Raw genomic sequence first — 19,169 nt, forward strand, 5'->3', positions numbered from 1 at the left:
CCGGCTCAGGGCTGCCCGAGGCGCGGGGCCTGGAGCACCGGATGGCCCTACGCCTCGGCGGTACGGCACTCCGGGTGACCCCAGCCCTGCGCGTTCTTGGCGATCGGCTCGCCCGCCGCGTAGGAGCGGCCGCACAGGCAGCGGCCGGGGAACTTCGCCTTGATCGTGCGGGCGGAGGAACCGCCGCCGGCCTTCTTCGCCGCCGCGGGACGGCGGCGGGGCGCCTTGGCGGGGACGTCCGGGGCGGCCGGCGGCTCGGGCGAGCCGAGGTCGCTGCCCGCGGCCTCCTGCACAGTGGCCGCCTGGCTGGCGGCGCGGTCGGCGAAGTCGTTGAGCTTGTCGCCGTCCACCTGGTGGGCGGGCACATAGCGGAACTCCACCGCGCGGCCCGCCAGGAGCTCGTCGATGCGTACGACGAGCTCCTGGTTGGCGACCGGCTTGCCGGCCGAGGTCTTCCAGCCGTTGCGCTTCCAGCCGGGCAGCCAGGTGGTGACGGCCTTCATGGCGTACTGGGAGTCCATCCGGACCTCCAGCGGCACACCGGGGTCCGTCGCCGCCAACAGCCGCTCCAGCGCGGTGAGTTCGGCGACGTTGTTGGTGGCCTTGCCGAGCGGTCCGGCCTCCCAGCGGGCCGGGGTCTCGCTCTCGTCCGCGACGACCCAGGCCCATCCCGCGGGTCCGGGGTTTCCCTTCGAAGCCCCGTCGCACGCGGCCACTACTCGTTCACGCATGACCCCGATCATGCCATGCGCCGAAGGAGTGGCCGCTCAGACGTCGGTGAGCGTGGGCATCTCGCCCTGCGTCGACGTGACGTCGATCACCGAGAAGTTCGCGCCCTGCGGGTCGCTGAGCGCCGCGAAGCGGCCGAACGGGCTGTCCATCGGACCGAACCGCAGCACCCCGCCGAGCTTGGTGGCCTTGGACACGGCCTCGTCGCAGTCGGCGACGGAGAAGTACACGTTGATGTACGCCGGCACCTCGGGCGGGAACTCCTCGGTCATCTTCATCCGGCCGAGCACAGGGGCCTCACCAACGTTGAAGATCCGGAAGTCCGTCCCGTCGTCGTCCATCTGCTGCGCGGTGTACGCGGGGAAGACGGCGGGGAAGAACGCGTCGGACTTCTCCGGCTCACGGGTGAAGACCTCGGCCCAGCAGAACGCCCCGGGCTGCTCCGGCGACGCCTCGAAGCCCTCGTGCGTGCCCCCCTGCCAGAGACCGAAGACGACACCGGACGGGTCCCGGCTCAGGCACATGGTCCCGAAGTCGCCGACCTCCATCGGCTCCATCAGCACCTCGCCGCCGTTCTCCCGGATCCGCGCGGCCGTGGCCACGGCGTCCGGAGAGGCGAAGTAGAGGCACCACTGGGACTGGCCCTCCTGCCCGGGCATGGGCGGCACGACCGCGGCGACCGCCTTGCCGTCCACGTAGGCCTGGGTGTAGTTGCCGAACTCCGACGACGACTCGCCGAAGGTCCAGCCGAGGACGTCGCCGTAGAAGCTCTTGGCTCCCTCGACGTCACTGAACATCGCATCGGCCCAACAGGGGGTTCCCTCTGGCTGTACGGCCATGACGGCGGCCTCTCCGGATCGGGGGTGGGTCCGCTTCCACACGCTAGCCACCCCTCGCGCGAACCGCGCGCCGAACACCACGGTCCGTTACAGACTGGACAAAAGGCAACGGTCGTCGGCGGGACGGGGAGCACTGTGGCCAGGACGATGCGGGCGTGGTCGGTCGTCACGCCCGGGCCGGTGGAGCAGGGGCCGCTGCGGTTCGTGGAGAGGCCCGTCCCGGTTCCGGCGGACGACGAGCTGCTGGTGCGGGTGCGGGCCTGCGGGGTGTGCCGTACCGATCTCCATGTCACGGAGGGTGACCTGGAGGTGCGCCGGCCCGGGGTGACGCCCGGGCACGAGGTCGTGGGGGTCGTGGCGGGCTTGGGCGCCGCGGTGCGCGGCTTCGCGCTCGGCGAGCGGGTCGGGGTGGCCTGGCTGCGGCACACGGACGGCACCTGCGCGTACTGTCTGCGCGGCGCGGAGAACCTGTGCCCCGGGTCGCGGTACACGGGCTGGGACGCGGACGGCGGCTACGCCGAGTACACGACCGCGCCGGCCGCCTTCGCCCACCGGCTCCCCGGCGACCTGGACGACGTCGCGCTCGCGCCCCTGCTGTGCGCCGGGATCATCGGCTACCGGGCGCTGGGCCGATCCGCGCTCCCGCCCGGCGGGCGGCTCGGTCTGTACGGCTTCGGCGGCAGCGCCCATCTGTGTGCCCAGGTCGCCCTGGCCGAGGGCGCCCGGGTGCACGTCCTGACCCGGGGCGCGGCGGCGCGACGGCTGGCCCTTGAGCTGGGGGCCGCCTCGGCGGGCGACGCGCGCGACCTGCCGCCGGAGCCGCTGGACAGCGCGATCCTGTTCGCGCCGGCCGGGGAGCTGGTCCCGGTGGCGCTGCGGGCGCTGGACCGCGGCGGCGTCCTCGCGGTGGCCGGGATCCACCTCACCGACATTCCACCGCTGCGGTACGAGAGCGAGCTGTTCTACGAGCGGGAGTTGCGCAGCGTCACCTCCAACACCCGGGCGGACGCCCGCGAGTTCCTCGCTCTCGCCGACCGGTTCGGGGTGCGGGCCACCACGCACGCCTACCCGCTCTCACGGGCGGACAAGGCGCTGCGGGACCTCAAGGCCGGGCGGTTCGACGGGGCGGCGGTGCTGGTGAACGACGTGTCCTGACAGCGCTCACCGTCCGCGCGCCCACCCGCGTCGACGGCAGTTGGCGCGTATCGCTCGACCGGGCGACCGGCCGACGCGATGTGTCTCGCGCGGGTCTTCCCCCTGTGGCGTGGCTGTGCTTGCCTGGGGAGCCGTTTTCGGGTTCCGGGGGCGGGAGTCGCCGTATGCGCAAGGCGTGGATCGCGGGGTTGCTGCTCACCGTGTCGCTGATCGGCGGCTGCGGGGACCCCACCTCGGGGACGGAACGGGCCCCGGCGGCCGAGGTGCCGAGGGCGTCGGCCACGACGCACCAGCGGGCGCCCGCCTCACCCAGCGCCGCCGCCGTGACGGCGCCGACCGTGCTGTACCTCGGCGACTCGCTGGCCATGGAGGCCCAGAAGGTGCTCGGGCAGGAGCTCCGCGGCCAGTTACGGGCCTCGTACACGAGCGCCCCCTACTCGGGCACCACTCCCTGCGACTACCTCACCGGCACCGGCGAGAAGTCCCTCGTCCCGGACGCGGACAAGGCGGCGGCGCTGGTGCGCTCGCTGCGGCCGGACTTCGTGGTGCTGCAGTTCTGGGGCAACGCCTGGGGCTACACGCCGTGCATGGACGGCATCACCCACGACGCCGATCCGGGCCGGTACTTCGACCGGTACGCCTCGGACCTGGACAGGCTCACCGAGCAGATCGCCGCGGCCGGCGGAGAGCGGCGCCCGCGGATCGTGTGGGTGCTCCAGGGCCCGGACCCGATCACCCCGGACCGGGTCCGCCAGGTGAACGCCCTCTACACGCGGCGGGCCGACGCCTCCGGCGACCTCGTCGCCGACGCGGGACGGACGGTGAGCGCCGAAGGGGCCCGCCACACCTGGGTGCGGGAGCTGCCCTGCACCGCGTACGAACGCGCGCACCCGGACTACTGCACGGATCCGGGCCGCGGTCGTACCGCCCTGCATCGCGACGACGACTATCTGCACTTCTGCCTGGCGCCCACGACCTCGACCCCGAAGCCGTGTCCCGTCCGCTCCCCCGGCATCCTGCGCATGGCGCGGGAGGTCACCCGGGTGATCCGCGGCTCCTAGCCGGGGCTCACTCGCCCGCGTGCGCCTTCTCCAGGGCGGCGATGTCGAGCTTGCCCATGGCGAGCATCGCCTGGGTCGCGCGCTGTGCCTTGGCCGGGTCGGGGTCGCTCACGAGGGCGTCGAGGCGGTCCGGAACGACCTGCCAGGACACCCCGTACTTGTCCTTGAGCCAGCCGCAGGGGCCGGGCTCGCCGCCGCCCTCGATGAGCTTGGTCCAGTAGTAGTCGATCTCCTCCTGGTCCGCGCAGAAGATCATGAAGGAGACGGCCTCGTTGAACGTGAACTGGGGGCCGCCGTTGAGCGCGAGGAACCGGTGGCCGTTGGCCGTGAACTCCACGGTCATCACGGTCCCGGCCTGGCGCATCGAGCCCTCGGGGTAGCGGGCGATCTTGCCGACGCTGGAGTTCTTGAACACCGAGACGTAGTGGTGGGCGGCTTCCTCGGCCTCGTCGTCGAACCAGAGACACGTGGTGAAACCGGTGGCGGCCATGAGTACCTCCTGGAGCGTGGATCCGCTGACATCTGTGTCGACCGCTCGGCTTCGCCAAACTCATCGGTCCTGCCTCGACTTGACAGAGCGCTCTGCTGTGGGCAGATCTGCCGCGGGCAGAGAAATGCCTGGTGGGGCGGGCCGGCGGTGAACAGTGAAGTGGACGGCAATCCACGCCACGACGAGGAGGTCCGATGACTCCACTCACCGCGCTCACCCCCCGGGCGGAGGAGGGCGACACCCCGCCCTCCCGGTTCGACGACCAGCTGGCCGCCCAGTTGCTGGGTCAGCGGATCGTGCTGCTGGGCACCCAGGTCGACGAGGTCTCCGCGAACCGGGTCTGCGCCCAGTTGCTGATCCTGTCCGCCGAGGACCCGCGCACCGACATCAGCCTGTACATCAACAGTCCCGGCGGCTCGGTCTACGCGGGCCTCGCCATCTACGACACCATGCGGCTCATCCCCAACGACGTCTCCACGCTCGCGATGGGATTCGCGGCCAGCATGGGCCAGTTCCTGCTCACCGGCGGCACCCCCGGCAAGCGGTACGCCCTGCCGAACGCGCGGATCATGATGCACCAGGGGTCGGCGGGCATCGGCGGCACCACCGCCGACATCCAGATCCAGGCGGAGAACCTGGAGCACACGAAACGGGAGATGGAGCGGCTCCTCGCCGAGCACACGGGCCAGACCCCGGAGACCATCTCCCGGGACGGCGACCGCGACCGCTGGTTCACGCCCGAGGAGGCCAGGGAGTACGGCATGGTGGACCGGGTCGTGGAGTCCCTCGCGGACGTCCGCCCGGCCGCCTCGAAGCGACGGATGGGGCTGTGACATGGCGAACTACACGATTCCGTACGTCGTCGAGCGGACCGCGCACGGCGAGCGGTCCTCCGACGTGTTCAGCCGGCTCCTGTCGGAGCGGATCATCTTCCTCGGCACGGAGATCGACGACGGCGTCGCCAACGTCGTCATCGCGCAACTCCTCCATCTGGAGTCGGCGGCACCGGAGCGCGAGATCGCGATCTACATCAACTCCCCCGGCGGCTCGTTCACCTCGCTCATGGCGATCTACGACACCATGACGTACGTGCAGGCGCCGATCTCCACGTTCTGTGTGGGGCAGGCGGCGTCCACGGCCGCCGTACTGCTGGCCGGCGGGGATCCGGGACGGCGGTCCGTGCTGGAGCACGCGCGGGTGCTGCTCGGTCAGCCCGCGGCCGGGGGCAGCCGGGGCGCGATCTCCGATCTCGCGCTGCAGGCCAAGGAGATGGTCCGGATCCGCTCGCAGGTCGAGGAGGTGCTGGCCCGCCACACCCACCACGACGTCGCGACCCTGCGCGCCGACATGGACCGCGACAAGGTGTTCACCGCGGAGGAGGCGGTGGCGTACGGGCTGGCCGACCAGGTGGTGAGCCGGCGCCTCGCCGGGGTGTGAGGCGCCGGGCCGCGGTCGTCAGGCGGCGAGGCAGAGTCCGTCGTACGACGAACCGGCCGTGCCGCGGCTCCGGACGGCGCTGTGCCGGCTGGTGAGCCGGACCAGCTCGCCCTGGGCCCGGGACAGCAGGTCGCCGAGGCCGAGTCCGAGGGCGTGGGCGGCGGCCGCGAGGACCTCCGAGGAGGCCTCCTTGCGGCCGCGCTCCACCTCGGAGAGGTAGGGCATCGAGATCCGGGCGGCGTCGGCCACGTCCTTCAGGGTGCGCTCCTGGGCGAGCCGCTCGCGGCGCAGGACGTCACCGATCAGGTCCCGCCACAGGGGTTCCTTCGGAGCGGCCTTGGTGGATTCCTGGCGCGCGGGCGGGCGCAGCGGGATGACTCGGGCTTGGTTCGGCGCTTGGTCGGTCACCTTCCCAGCCTAGGAGCCGTGGCCGCGGTGGGAAGGGATCAGCGTTCCGCCCTGAGGGAAATCGCCGTGCGCGAACGGGGGTTGGCCCCGCCCCTCACGTGGGTCCGAGCGACACCACCGCGCGGACCCGCTTGCCGACCGGGACCCGTTCGACGGCGACGTCCGTGGCCAGGGCGTGGACTATCTCCAGACCGTGCCGGCCGATGCGCTGGGGGTCCCGCGGGAAGCGGCGGGGCAGCGCGGCGCTGCTGTCGTAGACGGACACCGTCACCTGGGCGTCGGTGCCCTCCAGGTCGAGGATGTACGGGCCGTTGCTGTGCCGGTCGGCGTTGGTGACCAGCTCGCTGACGACCAGGAGCACGTCCTCGTGGGTCCGGGCACCGATGTCGGCGCACCATTCCGTGCGCAGTCGGTCGAGGAACACGGAGGCGAAGGAGCGCGCCTCCGCGATGCACCCGGGTTCACCGGTGTAGTGGGTCGCCCGTCGGAGAGGTTCCACGGGCACGTCGAAACCAGTTGGAATAACTGCCCCGTCGTGTTCGATCATGCGTTTCTCTCTCGGAAGCCGGCCCCGGCCGGACACTGCTGCACCAGGGCTCGTACCCCGTGTCGCGCCCGGCAGTCCCCGTCCCTGAAGCCGGTTGCGTCACACCGGCGGCGAGAGCGGGCTGGCGCTCGTGGGCGCGGACTCGGACACTGTGCCGCTCGTGTCGGACGCGGGCGGCACCTGTGGGGACGACGTCGTGGGCGTCTCCGGTTCCACGGAGGACTCGGAGGCCGGCGGTTCCGAACTGGGCGAGGTGTCCGGCGCGAGGGGCTTCGTCGAGGTCGGCGGGCAGGTCACGTCACCGGTGGGCGGCCCGGCGGGAGGCGACGGACAGGCCGTCGTGCTGCCCGGCGAGGTCGACGGCGGTGTGGTCTTCGACGGCGAGGGCTGGTGGGCGGGCGGGTCCGTCTTCTTGTCCTTGCCGCCGGTGTCGCCGGGCTGCCGGTGGAACCAGTCGCCGTGCTCGGGGTCGTAGACCGTGAAGACATCGATGACGACCGTGGAGGGGGCGACCACGACGACATTCGAGGAGTTGTACGACGGCCAGGAGTCGCCGGTGGGCTTGGGCGCGGTCTGCTGGGCGACCGGCGGGGTCAGCGGGTTGCCGCAGGCGCAGCGCACCCGGGGCACGCCGCGGTCGTCGACGAGGACGGCGGTGCCGGTCTGCAGGACGGCCTGGTAGGGCGTGGCCTCGCCGTCGCGGTAGCCGTGGTTGGTGACGCGGGTGTCCATACGGAGCTGGACGGGGGTCAGGCCGCGCAGATAGTCCGGTACGCCGGACGGCTCGACGGCGGCGACCGAGGCGAACGCCTGGTTCTTCGCCGGCGCCGCCTGGAGCGCCTTGATCTGCTTCTCCACGTCGCAGCTGGCCGCGTTGCGGGTGCCGCCGTACAGGCCGGGGGCGCCGCCGTCGACCCCGCGCACGGTGTTGGCGGTGGCGGTGGGGCTCTGGGTGTCCGGGGAGGGGGTGATGGGCGGGGCGGAGCTGTCCGTGGCGGTGGACTCGGTGAAGGGGTCGGGGCCGGTCTTGCCCGCGGCCTGGAGGAAGACCTCGCCGCCGCCCGCTGTGGAGCTACCGCCGCCACCGCCGCGGCCGAGGACGAGGGCGAGCACCACCGCGGCCACGACCACCGTGGCCAGCACGGCGACCCGGGGCACGGACCGCCACCAAGGGCGGCCGGGGCCACGTTCCGGCTCCGGCGGCGTCAGCCCGCCACCGCTGCCCGGGGGCTGCGAGGGAGGACCCGACGGCGGCTGCGAGGGACCGGACAGCGGCCCCGAAGGGGGTCCTGTGGGCCGGCCGGAGGACGGAGGTTCGACGCTCACGAGCCCTTCTTCCCGATGCGGACCGGGGGGTGATTAAACCCCAATAGTGGCGTTTTTCCTCGTGACCATTGTGTGCTCCTGCCCGGCACGGTCCGCAAGCCGACGCGGACGGACCCTCCCGGCGGGCGGGCCGCGCGGGCGCTGCTTAGCGTGGCGGTGTGACCGCGCGCACCCCCTCCGACCAGGCAAGGGCCCGCCACGGCTGGCCGCAGGCCGTCCTCGCCGTGCTGGCCGGGCTGATCGCCATGGGAATCGTCGCGACGCTGGGTCTGTGGGCGGCGGGCGCGGCGGACCTGCCCGAGAACGCCTTCCCCCGGGTCGTCGCCGCGACCCTGGTCACCGCCGTGGGCGGCACCGTCGAGATGTCGGGCGACGCCGGAGGCCTCGCCGAGTCCGACGCCGGGCTCACCGTGATCCCGCTGTCCGTCACGCTCGCCGGAGCCCTGGCGATCGCCGCCGGCTTCCTCCGGCCGCTGCGGCACCGCGCGGTGGCCGGGGCGCGCGAGCTGGCGGGCTGGGCGGCCCGGATCGCCGTGCTGTGGCTGCTGGCGCTGCTCGGTCTGGCGCTCGCGGCCCAGCAGGATTTCACGATCTCCCTTGGCGACGACACACTCAGCGACCTCGGCGAGCTTTTCGGCGTGTCGCCGAAGGTCGGCTTCCGCACGGACGTCCCGCTGACCCTGTTCTTCGGCGTCCTGTGGCTCGTCGGCGTCCTTATCCTGGCTCTGCTGGTGTCCCGGGGCGCTCCGCTGCCGCCGGGGCTGCTGCGCTTCCAGGAGTCGGTGCGCCCGGCGGCGTACGCGATGGTCCTGCTGCTCCTCGCCTGCGTCGCCCTGGGCATCGTCATCGGCGTGATCGTGGCCGTGACCCGCGGCCACGCGGCGGAGACGTTCGCCGTCCTCCTGCTCGGCCTGCCGAACCTGGTGTGGCTGGTGCTCACGATCGGGCTCGGCGCCACCTGGGAGGGCAGGGTCGACGGCCCGTTCGGGCTGCCCATGCCCCATGTCCTGGACGAGGTGCTGCGCGGCTCGGACACCGCGACCCTGAACCTCGCCACGCTCGCCGATCACGACAGCCGCGTGTGGTGGCTGGTGGTGGTGGACGCGGTACTGATCCTGGCGGCGGCCTTCGTGATGGCCGCCCGCTCCCCCCGCCGGATGCGCGCCTGGCAGCACGCGGTGCACATGGCGGTCGCCCTGGCCCTGACGGTGCTGATGATCTGCCTCGTATGCAGGATCTCCGCGCACTACGGCCTCTCGGTGCTGGGCATCGGGGACCTGGGGGGCGACCTCGGCGGAGAGCTCCTGCTGGAACCACAGGTGTGGGGGGCGCTGGGCTTCGCGCTGCTGTGGGGGCTGGTGGCCGGGTTCCTGGGGGCTCTCCTGGCGAGACCTGTGCGAAGGCGTCCCTAGAGCTGCGGGCAGCCGCTCAGTATCCCGACCCGAAGAACGCTTCGGCCCACCTGGGCGGCGCCTTGGGCCCCTCCGCCAGCCCCGTCGGCACGCCCATGTCCACCCGTGTGGCCGGATGCGCCCCTTCCTCGCCGCCTCGCAGAGCGACCCGCAGCGCCGCCACGAAGGCGAGACACGACTCGTGCCGGTCATCAGGGCTCTTCGCGAGGGCCTTGAAGAACACCGAGTCCACCTGCGAGGGCAGGTCCGGCCGGCCCACGCTCAGCGGCGGCGGCTCGTCGTACTGGTGCGCCCACAGCAGCGCCATGTCGTCGTCCCGCCGGAACGGCGGCTGCCCGGTCAGGCACTCGTGGACGACGCAGGCGAACCCGTACACGTCGCACCGCGCGTCGACCGGCTTGCCGGAGATCTGTTCCGGCGCCACGTAGTCCAGCGTGCCGACGAACTGTCCGACCGTGGTGAACCCGGTGAGGGACAGCGACTTCTTCGTCAGCCCGAAGTCGGTCAGATAGGCGTGCTCGGGGTGATCGCTGTCCGTGCCGCGGGCGACCAGGATGTTGCCGGGCTTCACGTCCCGGTGCACCAGACCGTGCTCATGGGCCGCGTCCAGCGCCGACGCCACCTGCGCGGCGATGCGCACGGCCGTCGCGGGCGGCAACGGACCCTGCACGTCCAGCAGATGGCGCAGGTCGCTGCCGGAGACGTAGCGCATGGCGATGTAGAGCACGCCGTCCGTCTCGCCCGCCTCGAAGACCGGCACGATGTGCGGGTGGTCGATCGAGGCGGCGGCCCGGGACTCGTGGGTGAAGCGCTGCCGGAAAGTGTCGTTGCGGGCGAGTTCGGGGGCCAGCAGCTTGAGCGCGACCGTGCGTTCCAGGCGCAGGTCGAGGGCGCGGTAGACGACGGCCATGCCGCCGCGGCCGATCTCCCCCTCGATGCGGTACCCGGCGACCGTCCGGCCGATCAGCTCGGAGGGCCGGCCCGAGAACAGGCTCGTGTCACGGGCCATCCGGGGTCACCACCTGGGTGGCGGCGTGGCCGGGGTCCTCGGCGGCGGCGCGGGGCCCCTCGTCCGTGGTGTAGGTGCTCAGGCTCAGCCCGTCGGCGTAGGCCCACCGCCCGTGCTCGGCGTCGTACAGCCACACGTGCTCGCCCTCGACGACCACCCCGATCCGCAGGCCGCGCGTGCGGTCCCGGAAGGACTCGCCGTCCAGGGCGCCGGCCGCCAGGTCCTCCAGCGCGGCCCGGTAGCGGGCCAGGGTCTGTTCCGCGCGGCCGAGCTGGGGGCGGGGGTCGGCGGTGCGGGCCAGGGCGGCGTCGGGGGCGGGCGGGTCCTGGGGTACGGCGACCAGGTGGCGTCCGTCGACCCAGGCCGACCAGCCGTTGGCGCACAGGACGTGCCCCCAGTCGCCGCGCCGTTCGACGACCTGGACAGGGAGCAGGGGGTCGAGGGGCACGGTGGGCCGGGCCGGGTCGGGCCCCTCCCAGGCGGGCATCCCGTGGGCGGGGACGACGTGGGTGGGCCGGAATCCGGGGGTCGCCATAAAGTGCCCTACTTCCGCATCACGACGGGTTCCTGGCGGCGCAGCAGCCGGGCGACCACCCAGCCGAAGACCACCGACAGCACGATCAGCATGCCGATGTTGAGCAGCCACACGCCCGCCGAGTGCTCGAACAGCGGGTCTCCGGTCAGGTCGCCGGGCACGATCTTGGCCAGATCGACGGTTCCGGCCATCGCGCCGAGCGCCCAGCGCGAGGGCACCAGCCAGGCGAGCTGTTCCAGGCCGGGGACGCCGTCGAGTTTCAGCAGAGCGCCGCAGAACACCACCTGGACGATGGCCAGCAGCACCAGCAGCGGCATCGTCACCTCTTCCTTGCGCACCAGCGCGGAGACCAGCAGGCCGAGCATCATCGCGGTGAAGGCCAGCAGGGCGACGGCGATGGTGATCTCGGCCAGCGGTGGCATCAGCACACCCTCGCCGCCCGGGGCGTTGAGGTCGACACCGAGCAGGCCGACCAGCGTCAGCACCACGGCCTGGAGCACGGTGATCGTGCCGAGCACCACGATCTTGGACATCAGGTACGCCGATCTGGACAGGCCGACGGCTCTCTCACGCCGGTAGATCACACGTTCCTTGACGAGTTCGCGCACGGCGTTCGCCGCTCCGGTGAGGACCGCGCCGACACACAGGATGAGCAGCGCGTTCATGGCGGTGTCCCGGGTCAGCTCGCTGCCGGCCAGGGCGCGGGCCATGGCGCCCATCACGAACGGCAGGGCGATCATGATGGCGAGGAAGGTGCGGTCGGCGCTGAGGGCGGTCGTGTAGCGGCGGATCAGGGTGCCGAGCTGGGCGCCGCGGCTGCGCGGCCGGCGGGGCGGGGTGATGACGACCGGGCCGGAGCGGTCCAGTCGCGGCTGTGCGGTGGCGTCGGCGACGTAACGGCCGTGCAGGGGCGAGGTCGTGTAGTCGCCGGCCCAGTCGCGCTCCTGGTCGGCCTCGAACGCCTCGAAGGCCTCCGGCCACTGCTGGAAGCCGAAGAAGTCGAGGGCGTCCTCGGGCGGGCCGTAGTAGGCGATCCGGCCGCCCGGCGCGAGGACCAGGAGGCGGTCGCAGACGTCGAGGCTGAGGACGCTGTGGGTGACGACGATGACGGTGCGCCCGTCGTCCGCCAGGCCCCGCAGCATGTGCATGACCGAGCGGTCCATGCCGGGGTCGAGACCCGAGGTCGGTTCGTCGAGGAAGAGCAGGGAGGGCTTGGTGAGCAGTTCCAGGGCCACGCTCACGCGCTTGCGCTGGCCGCCGGAGAGGCTGTGCACGGGCTGTCCGGCGCGCTGGGCGAGGCCGAGCTCGCCGATGACCTCGTCGACCCGGGCCCGGCGTTCGGCCTTGGCGGTGTCCTGCGGGAAGCGGAGCTCGGCGGCGTAGGACAGGGCGCCGCGGACGGTGAGCTGGGCGTGCAGGATGTCGTCCTGCGGAACCAGGCCGATGCGCTGGCGCAGTTCGGCGTAGTCGCGGTAGAGGTCGCGGCCGTCGTAGACGACCGTGCCGTGGTCGGCGGGCCGCTGTCCGGTGAGCGCGTTGAGCAGGGTGGACTTTCCGGCGCCGCTCGGTCCCACGACCGCGAGCAGGCACTTCTCCCCCACCGGGAAGGAGACGTGGTCCAGGAGGGTCTTGCGGCCGTGGTCGACGGCGACGGTGAGGTCCTGGACCTCCAGGGAGATCTCACCGGTGTCGACGTACTCCTGGAGCTCGTCGCCGACCAGGCAGAACGCCGAGTGCCCGATGCCGATGACGTCGCCGGGGCGGACCGGGGCGGCGGTGACGGAGCCGCCGTTGAGGAAGGTGCCGTTGTGGCTGCCCAAGTCGGTGATCTCGTAGCCGCCGTCCGGCAGGGCGCGCAGTTCGGCGTGGTGGCGGGAGACGACCAGGTCGTCCAGGACGAGGTCGTTCTCCGGGGCGCGGCCGATGCGGATCGTACGGGCGGGCAGCGGCCGTACGCTCGTGGGCTGCCGGAAGGTGCCGGTGAGCGCGGGCATCGAGACGGCCGAGGGGCGTTCGGGTACGGGTTCGGGGCGGCGCAGCAGCCGGGCGCGGGGGCCGTCGGCCGGGTTGCCGAAGCGGATCTCGGTGCCGGGGCCGACGTCCCACTCGTGGACCCGGTGGCCGTCGGTGTAGGTGCCGTTGGTGCTGTTCTCGTCCTGGAGCTTCCAGTGGTCGGTCTCCGGGTGCAGGACCGCGTGGTGCCAGGAGACGCGGGCGTCGTCGATGACGATGTCGCTGAGCGGGTCGCGGCCGACGTGGTAGTCCCGGCCCGGGGTCATCACGGTGGAGCCCGACTCGGTCTCCAGCACGAGTACGGGCGCAGTCGGTGCGAGAGGACGCTCCGCCATGCCCAAGATTCTACCGATTCGCCCACTTGTGCGCCTGGCACGGATGATCGGTGAGGGCTCAGCCGACGGGCATGACCAGGGCGGGGATGGTGCGCTGCATCCGCAGCGCGTCCACCGACTCGGCGAGCAGTTCGTACTCGGTGGTCTCGTCGAACGTGGCGATGCGGACCAGCCGTCCGGCGGCCAACTGCTCGGCCACCAGTTCCTGTTGACGGTCGTCCGCGCACCAGGCGCGCAGTACGGAGGGAACGTCGGGCACGGTGTCGGCGACCGGCACGAGGGCGCTCGGCGGGAAGTGCTCGGCCTCGGGGTGCGGGTCCAGGCGCTCGGCGATCCAGGAGGCCCGGTCGCGTAACCACCACAGGGCGAGGGCCAGGGTGGGTGCCCGGTACGTGCCGAGCGGTACGCCGATACGTCGGCCGGCGCAGGTGCCGTACGCGGTGACATGGCACAGGAATTCGTCGTGCACGTCTCACTCCCCCGTGGCGCGTCTCGCCTGCGGACCGGGCCTCGCTTTCCGTGCGGCTCAAGTGCTGTGCGTGATGGGGCCTTCGCTCCGCGTGAAGTTCCCTCTTCAGTTGAGTATGTTCACTACTGAATCACTGTCACCATGACTTTCCGGCCAGTCTCCTGGCATATTCACCGCCATTGGTGGCCGAAAGGTGATGGGTGCGCGTCAACCTGCGCATACTGAGAGAGTCCCACCGCGATCACCGTGAGCGGAGACGATCATGGGCAGTACCGGAAAACTGGACGTAAGCTTCACCGCCGTGCTGCGCAAGGGGCCCGAGAAGGGCAGCTGGACCTGTGTCGTCTGGCCCGATTCGGTCGACTTCTTCGGCACCCGCGGCCTGGTCAAGGTCAGCGGCACCATCGACGGCCACCCCTTCCACAGCTCCTTCATGGCCCTCGGCGACGGCACCCACATGCTGCCCGTGAAGGCGGAGGTGCGCCGGGCGATCGGCAAGGAGGAGGGCGACACGGTGACGGTCGCCCTGGAGGAACGCCTCGGTTGACCGACCCGGTGGCGGCGTGCCCGCCACCGGGAACGGCTGCTACGCCTTGATCACCGCGTCGATCCGGTCCAGCTCCTCCGCCTCGAAGTCCAGGTTGCCGATGGCCGCGACGCTGTCCTCGATCTGGCGGGCGCTGCTCGCGCCGACGAGGGCGGAGGTCACCCGGCCGCCGCGCAGCACCCAGGCGAGGGCGAGCTGGGCCAGGGACTGGCCCCGGGACTTGGCGATCTCGTCGAGCGCGCGGAGCTTGCCGACCAACTCCTCCGTGACCGCCTCGGAGTTGAGGAAGGGGCTGTCACTCGCGGCGCGCGAGTCCTCCGGGATGCCGTTCAGGTAACGCCCCGTCAGCAGTCCCTGCTCCAGCGGGGAGAAGACGATCGAGCCGATCTGCAGCTCGTCCAGGGCGTCCAGCAGCCCCTCGTCCTCCGGGCGCCGGTCCAGCATGGAGTAGCGCGGCTGGTGGATCAGCAGCGGGGTGCCCAGCTCACCGAGGATGCGGGCGGCCTCCCGGGTCTGCTCCGCGGAGTAGTTGGAGACGCCGACGTAGAGCGCCTTGCCCTGCTGCACGGCCGAGTGCAGCGCGCCCATCGTCTCCTCCAGCGGAGTCTCCGGGTCCGGGCGGTGCGAGTAGAAGATGTCGACGTAGTCCAGGCCCATCCGCTGCAGGCTCCGGTCCAGCGAGGACATGAGGTACTTGCGCGAGCCCCACTCGCCGTACGGGCCGGGCCACATCAGGTATCCGGCCTTGGTGGAGATGACGAGTTCGTCGCGGTACGGCGCGAAGTCCGCCTTCAGCGCCTCGCCCAGCGCCGACTCGGCCGACCCGGGGGGCGGGCCGTAGTTGTTGGCCAGGTCGAAGTGGGTGACGCCGAGGTCGAAGGCGCGGCGCAGGATCGCGCGCTGGGTCTCGACGGTGCGGTCGGGTCCGAAGTTGTGCCACAGGCCGAGCGACAGGGCGGGGAGCTTGAGACCGCTGCGTCCGGTGCGCCGGTAGGGCATGTCCGCGTAACGGTCGGGGTGTGCGGTGTACAACGCGACTCCAGAGGGGTGGGCACGGTGGAACCAGGTTCCCTGAAAACCGGTGTCCACTCTTTCGTGACCTGTGGGCATCGGTCCAACAGAAGAATCCGATGGAATTCAGCGGATACGCTTCTCAGTCATGGAACTGCGCCAACTCCAGCACTTCGTCGCGGTCGCCGAGGACCAGCATTTCACCCGGGCCGCCGAACGGCTCATGGTCTCCCAGTCGGGCCTGTCGGCGTCGATCCGCTCCCTGGAAAGAGAGCTGCGGGCCCCGCTGTTCGTCCGTACGACCCGCAGTGTGACCCTCACTCCGGCCGGGCGGGCGCTGCTCGGCGAGGCGGAGCGGATCCTCGCCCAGGTGCGGACGGCCCATGAGGCAGTCGCCGCGGTGCAGGGCGTGCTGCGCGGGATGCTGGCACTGGGCTCCGAGCAGTGCATCGCCGGGGTGCATGTGGCGGGGCTGCTCGCGGCGTTCCGGCGGCGCCACCCGGACGTGGAGATCTGTCTGCGGCAGGCGGGCTCCGGGGCGCTCGCGGAGGAGGTCGCGGCCGGGCGTCTCGACCTGGCCTTCGCCGTCCGCGCGGCGCGCGAGGACACCGAGCAGCTGCGTGCCGTACCGCTGACGAGTGAGCCCATGACCGTGCTGTGCCATCCCAGTCACCGGCTCGCGGGCGCCGCGGCCGCGGTCACGCTGGAGGAGCTGGGCGGCGAGGTGTTCGTGGACTTCCACCCCGACTGGGGACCCCGGCGGACCACGGACGCCGCGTTCGCCGCCGCGGGCGTACGGCGGACGGTCGCCCTGGAGGTGAACGACGTGCACGGCCTGCTGGACCTCGTGGACGAGGACCTCGGCATAGCCGTCGTACCGCGGCACTTCCGGCACAAGCGGGAGTCACTGACCGCGCTGGAGGTGAAGGGCACCGGCGAGCGGGTGTACGAGACGGTCGCCCTGCTGCCGTCCCCGCAGGCCACCAGCCCGGCGGCACGGGCGCTGATGGAGCTGCTGGAGGGCGAAGGCGCGTGAGGCCCCGCTTTGCGGGATGGTGGAGCCATGCATGCCAAGGACATCCTCATCGACGGGTTCAACCGCATCCAGGAAGAAGTCCACGCCACCGTCGAGGGTCTCGGCCCCGACGACCTGCACGCCCGGCCGGAGCCCGACGCCAACTCCATCGGCTGGCTGGTCTGGCATCTCACCCGGGTCCAGGACGACCACATCGCCGACGCCTTCGAGCTCGACCAGGTGTGGCTCGCCCAGGACTTCCAGAAGACCTTCGGACTCGACCTGCCCCGCCACGACACCGGGTACGGCCACACCGCCGCCAAGGTCGACAAGGTGCGGGTCGACTCCGCCGACCTGCTGACCGGGTACTACGACGCCGTGCACGCCCAGACCCTCGGGGCGCTGCGCGAGCTGGCCGCCAAGGATCTGGAACGCGTCGTCGACGAGCGCTGGGACCCACCGGTGACCCTGGGGGTACGACTGGTCAGCGTCCTGTCCGACGACCTGCAGCACATCGGACAGGCCGCCTACGTGCGCGGACTGCTTCAGAGCGCGTAGCCGGGCAGGACGACGTCCTCGATGAGGGCGTTGCGCTCGTCGAACGGGATGAACGCGCTCTTCAGGGCGTTGACCGTGACCGTGCGCAGGTCCTCGAGCGTCCAGTCGGCCTGCTCGACCAGCAGGGACATCTCGCGGGTCATCGTCGTGCCGGAGACCAGCCGGTTGTCGGTGTTGAGGGTGACCCGGAAGCCGAGGTCCTTCAGGGCGGTGATGGGGTGCTCGGCTATCGAGGTGGCGGCGCCGGTCTGGAGGTTGGAGGTCGGGCACATCTCCAGGGCGATCCGGCGGTCACGGACCCAGCCGGCGAGGCGGCCCAGCTTGCCGTCCACGATGTCGTCGGTGATCCGCACACCATGGCCGAGGCGCTGGGCGCCGCAGATCTGGAGCGCCTGGTGGATGCTCGACAGGCCGTCGGCCTCACCGGCGTGGATCGTGAACGGCACGTTCTCGCGGCGCAGGTGCTCGAAGGCGGCGAGGTGGTCGGCGGCCGGGAAGCCCGCCTCGGCGCCGGCGATGTCGAAGCCGACGACGCCGGCGTCCCGGAAGGCCACGGCGAGGTCGGCGGCCTCGCGCACCCGGTCGAACATCCGCATGCCGCAGAGCAGCGTGCCCACGCGCACCGGGGTACCGGCGGCAGCGGCCTTCGCCATACCGGCGGCGAGGCCCTCCTGGACGGTCTCGACGACCTCGGCGAGGCTCAGCCCGCCCCGGGTGTTCAGCTCGGGGGCGTAGCGCACCTCGGCGTAGACGACCCCGTCGGCGGCCAGGTCCAGCACGTACTCCTCGGCGACGCGCAGCAGGCCCTCGCGGTTCTGCATCACGGCGAGGGTGTGCTCGAAGGTGGCGATGTAGCGCACCAGGTCGCCGGAGTTCGCGGCCTCGAAGTACCAGGCGGCCAGCTCGTCCGGGTCGGTGGTGGGGAGGGTGTGGCCGACGGTGGCGGCGAGCTCCACGACGGTGGCGGGGCGCAGGCCGCCGTCCAGGTGGTCGTGCAGGACGGCCTTGGGGAGGCGTCGGATCACATCGAGGTCTACGCGCGTAGCGGTCATGGTGCGTCTTTCCTTGGACGGGGCGGTTCGAGAAGCGGAGGAGCGTCAGCCGGCGGGCTGGAGCAGGTCCCAGCGGTTGCCGTACAGGTCCTGGAAGACGGCGACGGAGCCGTAGGGCTCGTGACGCGGCTCCTCCAGGAAGGTCACGCCCGCGGCGAGCATCCGGGCGTGGTCGCGGGCGAAGTCGTCGGTGTGCAGGAAGAAGCCGACCCGCCCGCCGGTCTGGTCGCCGACCCTGGCGCCCTGGGCCGCACCCTTGGCGCGCGCGAGGAGCAGGCCGGTGCCCTGGTCGCCGGGTGCCACGACGACCCAACGGGAGCCGTCGGGGCGCGGGGCGTCCTCGACGAGGCGGAAGCCGAGGGCCTCGGTGTAGAAGCGGATCGCCTCGTCGTAGTCGTCGACGACGAGGGTGACCAGGGCGATACGACTCATCGGTGGCCTCTCGGGACGTGCGGTTGACGGGAGAGGTTATACGTAAAACCTTCCGTGCGCCAGTCCATCTCCGGGGCCTCGTCCTGCGGTCCTGCGACAGGGCCTCGGACAGGCCCAGGGAGGGCCTAGGACCGCGGCCCGAGGCGCCCGACCGCGGTGATGGGTAGCGTCCCGGCCATGACGATCAACGACACACCCCGCACTCCCGAGCGGCGCCGGCGCGACGTACTGGACCGGCTGGAGCGCGAGATCGACATCTGGGTCGCCACGGCGGACACCGACGGGGTGCCGTGCCTGGTGCCGCTGTGGTTCGCCTGGGACGGGGAGGCTCTGTGGCTGTCCACGCGCACCGGCAATCCGACGGGCCGCAATCTGCGGGACGGCGGACGGACCCGGCTGGCCCTCGGCGACACCCGGGACGTCGTACTCATCGACGGCGACGTCTCGGCGTTCACGTCGGAGCAGGTGCCGGCCGCGGCGGCGGAGGGCTTCCTGGCGAAGACCGGGTGGGACCCGCGCGCGGACAGTTCCTCGTACGCCTTCTTCCGGGTGCGCCCGCGGGCGGTGCAGGCCTGGCACGAGGTGCGGGAGCTGCCGCAGCGGCATCTCATGCGAAACGGAACCTGGCTTGTCTGAACAACTTCCGACCCGACGCCCCCGCGCCATCTCTTTCCCGTAAAGGTGTTACCTGACAGTAATCCCTGATGGTTTGATGTGCGGCGCCACTCAACACCCTTCAATCACAGGGAGATCCAGTGACGCTCATCGCACACCGCCGTGCACAGGGCT

The 19,169-nt window shown here is 71.8% G+C and carries 22 protein-coding genes; 9 read left to right on the forward strand and 13 right to left on the reverse strand.

Annotated features, from left to right (window positions below; all coding sequences use genetic code 11):
• Positions 1-47: 47 nt before the first annotated feature.
• A complete protein-coding gene (locus tag AC068Z_RS40630; RefSeq protein WP_478568241.1) occupies positions 48-743 on the reverse strand; it encodes a ribonuclease H family protein in 696 nt (231 codons plus the stop codon).
• A 24-nt stretch (positions 744-767) separates the two neighbouring features.
• The gene (locus AC068Z_RS40635; protein WP_478568244.1) at positions 768-1,568 is read right to left on the reverse strand and encodes a VOC family protein; all 801 of its coding nucleotides are present in this window, start codon (positions 1,566-1,568) and stop codon (positions 768-770) included.
• A gap of 147 nt (positions 1,569-1,715) precedes the next feature.
• Between AC068Z_RS40635 and AC068Z_RS40640 the strand changes: the two genes are divergently transcribed.
• Both AC068Z_RS40640 and AC068Z_RS40645 read left to right on the forward strand, forming a co-directional pair.
• Positions 1,716-2,723: a zinc-binding alcohol dehydrogenase family protein gene (locus AC068Z_RS40640; RefSeq protein WP_478568368.1), complete on the forward strand. Its 1,008-nt coding sequence runs from the start codon at positions 1,716-1,718 to the stop codon at positions 2,721-2,723.
• A 164-nt stretch (positions 2,724-2,887) separates the two neighbouring features.
• Positions 2,888-3,784, forward strand: coding sequence for an SGNH/GDSL hydrolase family protein (locus AC068Z_RS40645; protein ID WP_478568248.1), 897 nt, complete (start codon positions 2,888-2,890; stop codon positions 3,782-3,784).
• Between the two features lie 7 nt (positions 3,785-3,791).
• Here AC068Z_RS40645 and AC068Z_RS40650 read toward each other — a convergent pair whose 3' ends face one another.
• Positions 3,792-4,274 carry a VOC family protein gene (locus AC068Z_RS40650; RefSeq protein ID WP_478568251.1) on the reverse strand — a complete coding sequence of 161 codons (483 nt, stop codon included), beginning with the start codon at positions 4,272-4,274 and terminating at the stop codon, positions 3,792-3,794.
• Between the two features lie 194 nt (positions 4,275-4,468).
• Between AC068Z_RS40650 and AC068Z_RS40655 the strand changes: the two genes are divergently transcribed.
• Positions 4,469-5,107 carry a ClpP family protease gene (locus AC068Z_RS40655; RefSeq protein ID WP_478568254.1) on the forward strand — a complete coding sequence of 213 codons (639 nt, stop codon included), beginning with the start codon at positions 4,469-4,471 and terminating at the stop codon, positions 5,105-5,107.
• 1 nt (position 5,108) lies between these two features.
• Entirely contained in the window at positions 5,109-5,711 is a 603-nt protein-coding gene (locus tag AC068Z_RS40660) for a ClpP family protease (protein ID WP_478568257.1), read from the forward strand.
• A gap of 18 nt (positions 5,712-5,729) precedes the next feature.
• Here the strand turns inward: AC068Z_RS40660 and AC068Z_RS40665 are convergent, their stop codons facing one another.
• The 3 genes from AC068Z_RS40665 to AC068Z_RS40675 all read right to left on the reverse strand — a co-directional run bounded on the left by AC068Z_RS40665 (position 5,730) and on the right by AC068Z_RS40675 (position 7,992).
• Positions 5,730-6,119, reverse strand: coding sequence for a helix-turn-helix domain-containing protein (locus tag AC068Z_RS40665; protein ID WP_478568260.1), 390 nt, complete (start codon positions 6,117-6,119; stop codon positions 5,730-5,732).
• A 94-nt stretch (positions 6,120-6,213) separates the two neighbouring features.
• On the reverse strand, positions 6,214-6,666 hold the full coding sequence (locus AC068Z_RS40670; protein WP_478568263.1) for an ATP-binding protein: 453 nt from the start codon (positions 6,664-6,666) through the stop codon (positions 6,214-6,216).
• A 99-nt stretch (positions 6,667-6,765) separates the two neighbouring features.
• Positions 6,766-7,992: a DUF6777 domain-containing protein gene (locus AC068Z_RS40675; protein ID WP_478568266.1), complete on the reverse strand. Its 1,227-nt coding sequence runs from the start codon at positions 7,990-7,992 to the stop codon at positions 6,766-6,768.
• Between the two features lie 158 nt (positions 7,993-8,150).
• Between AC068Z_RS40675 and AC068Z_RS40680 the strand changes: the two genes are divergently transcribed.
• Positions 8,151-9,404 (forward strand): streptophobe family protein, encoded by a 1,254-nt coding sequence (locus tag AC068Z_RS40680; RefSeq protein WP_478568269.1) that lies wholly within the window; start codon positions 8,151-8,153, stop codon positions 9,402-9,404.
• A gap of 16 nt (positions 9,405-9,420) precedes the next feature.
• Here AC068Z_RS40680 and AC068Z_RS40685 read toward each other — a convergent pair whose 3' ends face one another.
• The 4 genes from AC068Z_RS40685 to AC068Z_RS40700 are packed head-to-tail and all read right to left on the reverse strand — an operon-like array spanning position 9,421 to position 13,765.
• Positions 9,421-10,413, reverse strand: a complete 993-nt coding sequence (locus AC068Z_RS40685; protein WP_478568272.1) for a serine/threonine-protein kinase — start codon at positions 10,411-10,413, stop codon at positions 9,421-9,423.
• Positions 10,403-10,948, reverse strand: coding sequence for an SH3 domain-containing protein (locus AC068Z_RS40690; protein ID WP_478568275.1), 546 nt, complete (start codon positions 10,946-10,948; stop codon positions 10,403-10,405). Before AC068Z_RS40690 ends, AC068Z_RS40685 begins: the two co-directional genes overlap by 11 nt.
• Positions 10,949-10,956: 8 nt before the next feature.
• Positions 10,957-13,296, reverse strand: a complete 2,340-nt coding sequence (locus AC068Z_RS40695; protein ID WP_478568278.1) for an ABC transporter ATP-binding protein/permease — start codon at positions 13,294-13,296, stop codon at positions 10,957-10,959.
• Between the two features lie 58 nt (positions 13,297-13,354).
• Positions 13,355-13,765 carry a hypothetical protein gene (locus AC068Z_RS40700; protein WP_478568281.1) on the reverse strand — a complete coding sequence of 137 codons (411 nt, stop codon included), beginning with the start codon at positions 13,763-13,765 and terminating at the stop codon, positions 13,355-13,357.
• A 262-nt stretch (positions 13,766-14,027) separates the two neighbouring features.
• Between AC068Z_RS40700 and AC068Z_RS40705 the strand changes: the two genes are divergently transcribed.
• Positions 14,028-14,312, forward strand: a complete 285-nt coding sequence (locus AC068Z_RS40705) for a DUF1905 domain-containing protein (protein WP_478568284.1) — start codon at positions 14,028-14,030, stop codon at positions 14,310-14,312.
• 39 nt (positions 14,313-14,351) lie between these two features.
• On the opposite strand, the gene mgrA is transcribed toward AC068Z_RS40705, so the two are convergent.
• On the reverse strand, positions 14,352-15,344 hold the full coding sequence (gene mgrA / locus AC068Z_RS40710; RefSeq protein ID WP_478568287.1) for an L-glyceraldehyde 3-phosphate reductase: 993 nt from the start codon (positions 15,342-15,344) through the stop codon (positions 14,352-14,354).
• A gap of 127 nt (positions 15,345-15,471) precedes the next feature.
• Here mgrA and AC068Z_RS40715 point away from each other — a divergent pair, with 127 nt between their 5' ends.
• Positions 15,472-16,359: a LysR family transcriptional regulator gene (locus AC068Z_RS40715; RefSeq protein WP_478568290.1), complete on the forward strand. Its 888-nt coding sequence runs from the start codon at positions 15,472-15,474 to the stop codon at positions 16,357-16,359.
• 27 nt (positions 16,360-16,386) lie between these two features.
• Positions 16,387-16,896 (forward strand): mycothiol transferase, encoded by a 510-nt coding sequence (locus tag AC068Z_RS40720; RefSeq protein WP_478568293.1) that lies wholly within the window; start codon positions 16,387-16,389, stop codon positions 16,894-16,896.
• On the opposite strand, the gene AC068Z_RS40725 is transcribed toward AC068Z_RS40720, so the two are convergent.
• Positions 16,884-17,948 carry an adenosine deaminase gene (locus AC068Z_RS40725; protein WP_478568296.1) on the reverse strand — a complete coding sequence of 355 codons (1,065 nt, stop codon included), beginning with the start codon at positions 17,946-17,948 and terminating at the stop codon, positions 16,884-16,886. The genes AC068Z_RS40720 and AC068Z_RS40725 overlap by 13 nt on opposite strands.
• A 45-nt stretch (positions 17,949-17,993) precedes the next feature.
• Positions 17,994-18,380 (reverse strand): VOC family protein, encoded by a 387-nt coding sequence (locus AC068Z_RS40730; protein WP_478568299.1) that lies wholly within the window; start codon positions 18,378-18,380, stop codon positions 17,994-17,996.
• A 177-nt stretch (positions 18,381-18,557) separates the two neighbouring features.
• Here AC068Z_RS40730 and AC068Z_RS40735 point away from each other — a divergent pair, with 177 nt between their 5' ends.
• Positions 18,558-19,016 (forward strand): pyridoxamine 5'-phosphate oxidase family protein, encoded by a 459-nt coding sequence (locus tag AC068Z_RS40735; protein WP_478568302.1) that lies wholly within the window; start codon positions 18,558-18,560, stop codon positions 19,014-19,016.
• Positions 19,017-19,169 lie beyond the last annotated feature (153 nt).

This window comes from Streptomyces sp. NPDC043726, assembly GCF_056436565.1.

Bases quoted from the DNA above. Each gene is read 5' to 3' on its own strand.
- AC068Z_RS40650 (WP_478568251.1), bottom strand. From the start codon at position 4,274: ATGGCCGCCACCGGTTTCACCACGTGTCTCTGGTTCGACGACGAGGCC.
- AC068Z_RS40670 (WP_478568263.1), bottom strand. From the start codon at position 6,666: ATGATCGAACACGACGGGGCAGTTATTCCAACTGGTTTCGACGTGCCC.
- AC068Z_RS40705 (WP_478568284.1), top strand. From the start codon at position 14,028: ATGGGCAGTACCGGAAAACTGGACGTAAGCTTCACCGCCGTGCTGCGC.
- AC068Z_RS40685 (WP_478568272.1), bottom strand. From the start codon at position 10,413: ATGGCCCGTGACACGAGCCTGTTCTCGGGCCGGCCCTCCGAGCTGATC.
- AC068Z_RS40655 (WP_478568254.1), top strand. From the start codon at position 4,469: ATGACTCCACTCACCGCGCTCACCCCCCGGGCGGAGGAGGGCGACACC.
- AC068Z_RS40645 (WP_478568248.1), top strand. From the start codon at position 2,888: ATGCGCAAGGCGTGGATCGCGGGGTTGCTGCTCACCGTGTCGCTGATC.
- AC068Z_RS40635 (WP_478568244.1), bottom strand. From the start codon at position 1,568: ATGGCCGTACAGCCAGAGGGAACCCCCTGTTGGGCCGATGCGATGTTC.
- AC068Z_RS40720 (WP_478568293.1), top strand. From the start codon at position 16,387: ATGCATGCCAAGGACATCCTCATCGACGGGTTCAACCGCATCCAGGAA.
- AC068Z_RS40640 (WP_478568368.1), top strand. From the start codon at position 1,716: ATGCGGGCGTGGTCGGTCGTCACGCCCGGGCCGGTGGAGCAGGGGCCG.
- AC068Z_RS40695 (WP_478568278.1), bottom strand. From the start codon at position 13,296: ATGGCGGAGCGTCCTCTCGCACCGACTGCGCCCGTACTCGTGCTGGAG.
- AC068Z_RS40730 (WP_478568299.1), bottom strand. From the start codon at position 18,380: ATGAGTCGTATCGCCCTGGTCACCCTCGTCGTCGACGACTACGACGAG.
- AC068Z_RS40630 (WP_478568241.1), bottom strand. From the start codon at position 743: ATGATCGGGGTCATGCGTGAACGAGTAGTGGCCGCGTGCGACGGGGCT.
- AC068Z_RS40725 (WP_478568296.1), bottom strand. From the start codon at position 17,948: ATGACCGCTACGCGCGTAGACCTCGATGTGATCCGACGCCTCCCCAAG.
- AC068Z_RS40715 (WP_478568290.1), top strand. From the start codon at position 15,472: ATGGAACTGCGCCAACTCCAGCACTTCGTCGCGGTCGCCGAGGACCAG.
- AC068Z_RS40690 (WP_478568275.1), bottom strand. From the start codon at position 10,948: ATGGCGACCCCCGGATTCCGGCCCACCCACGTCGTCCCCGCCCACGGG.
- AC068Z_RS40735 (WP_478568302.1), top strand. From the start codon at position 18,558: ATGACGATCAACGACACACCCCGCACTCCCGAGCGGCGCCGGCGCGAC.
- AC068Z_RS40660 (WP_478568257.1), top strand. From the start codon at position 5,109: ATGGCGAACTACACGATTCCGTACGTCGTCGAGCGGACCGCGCACGGC.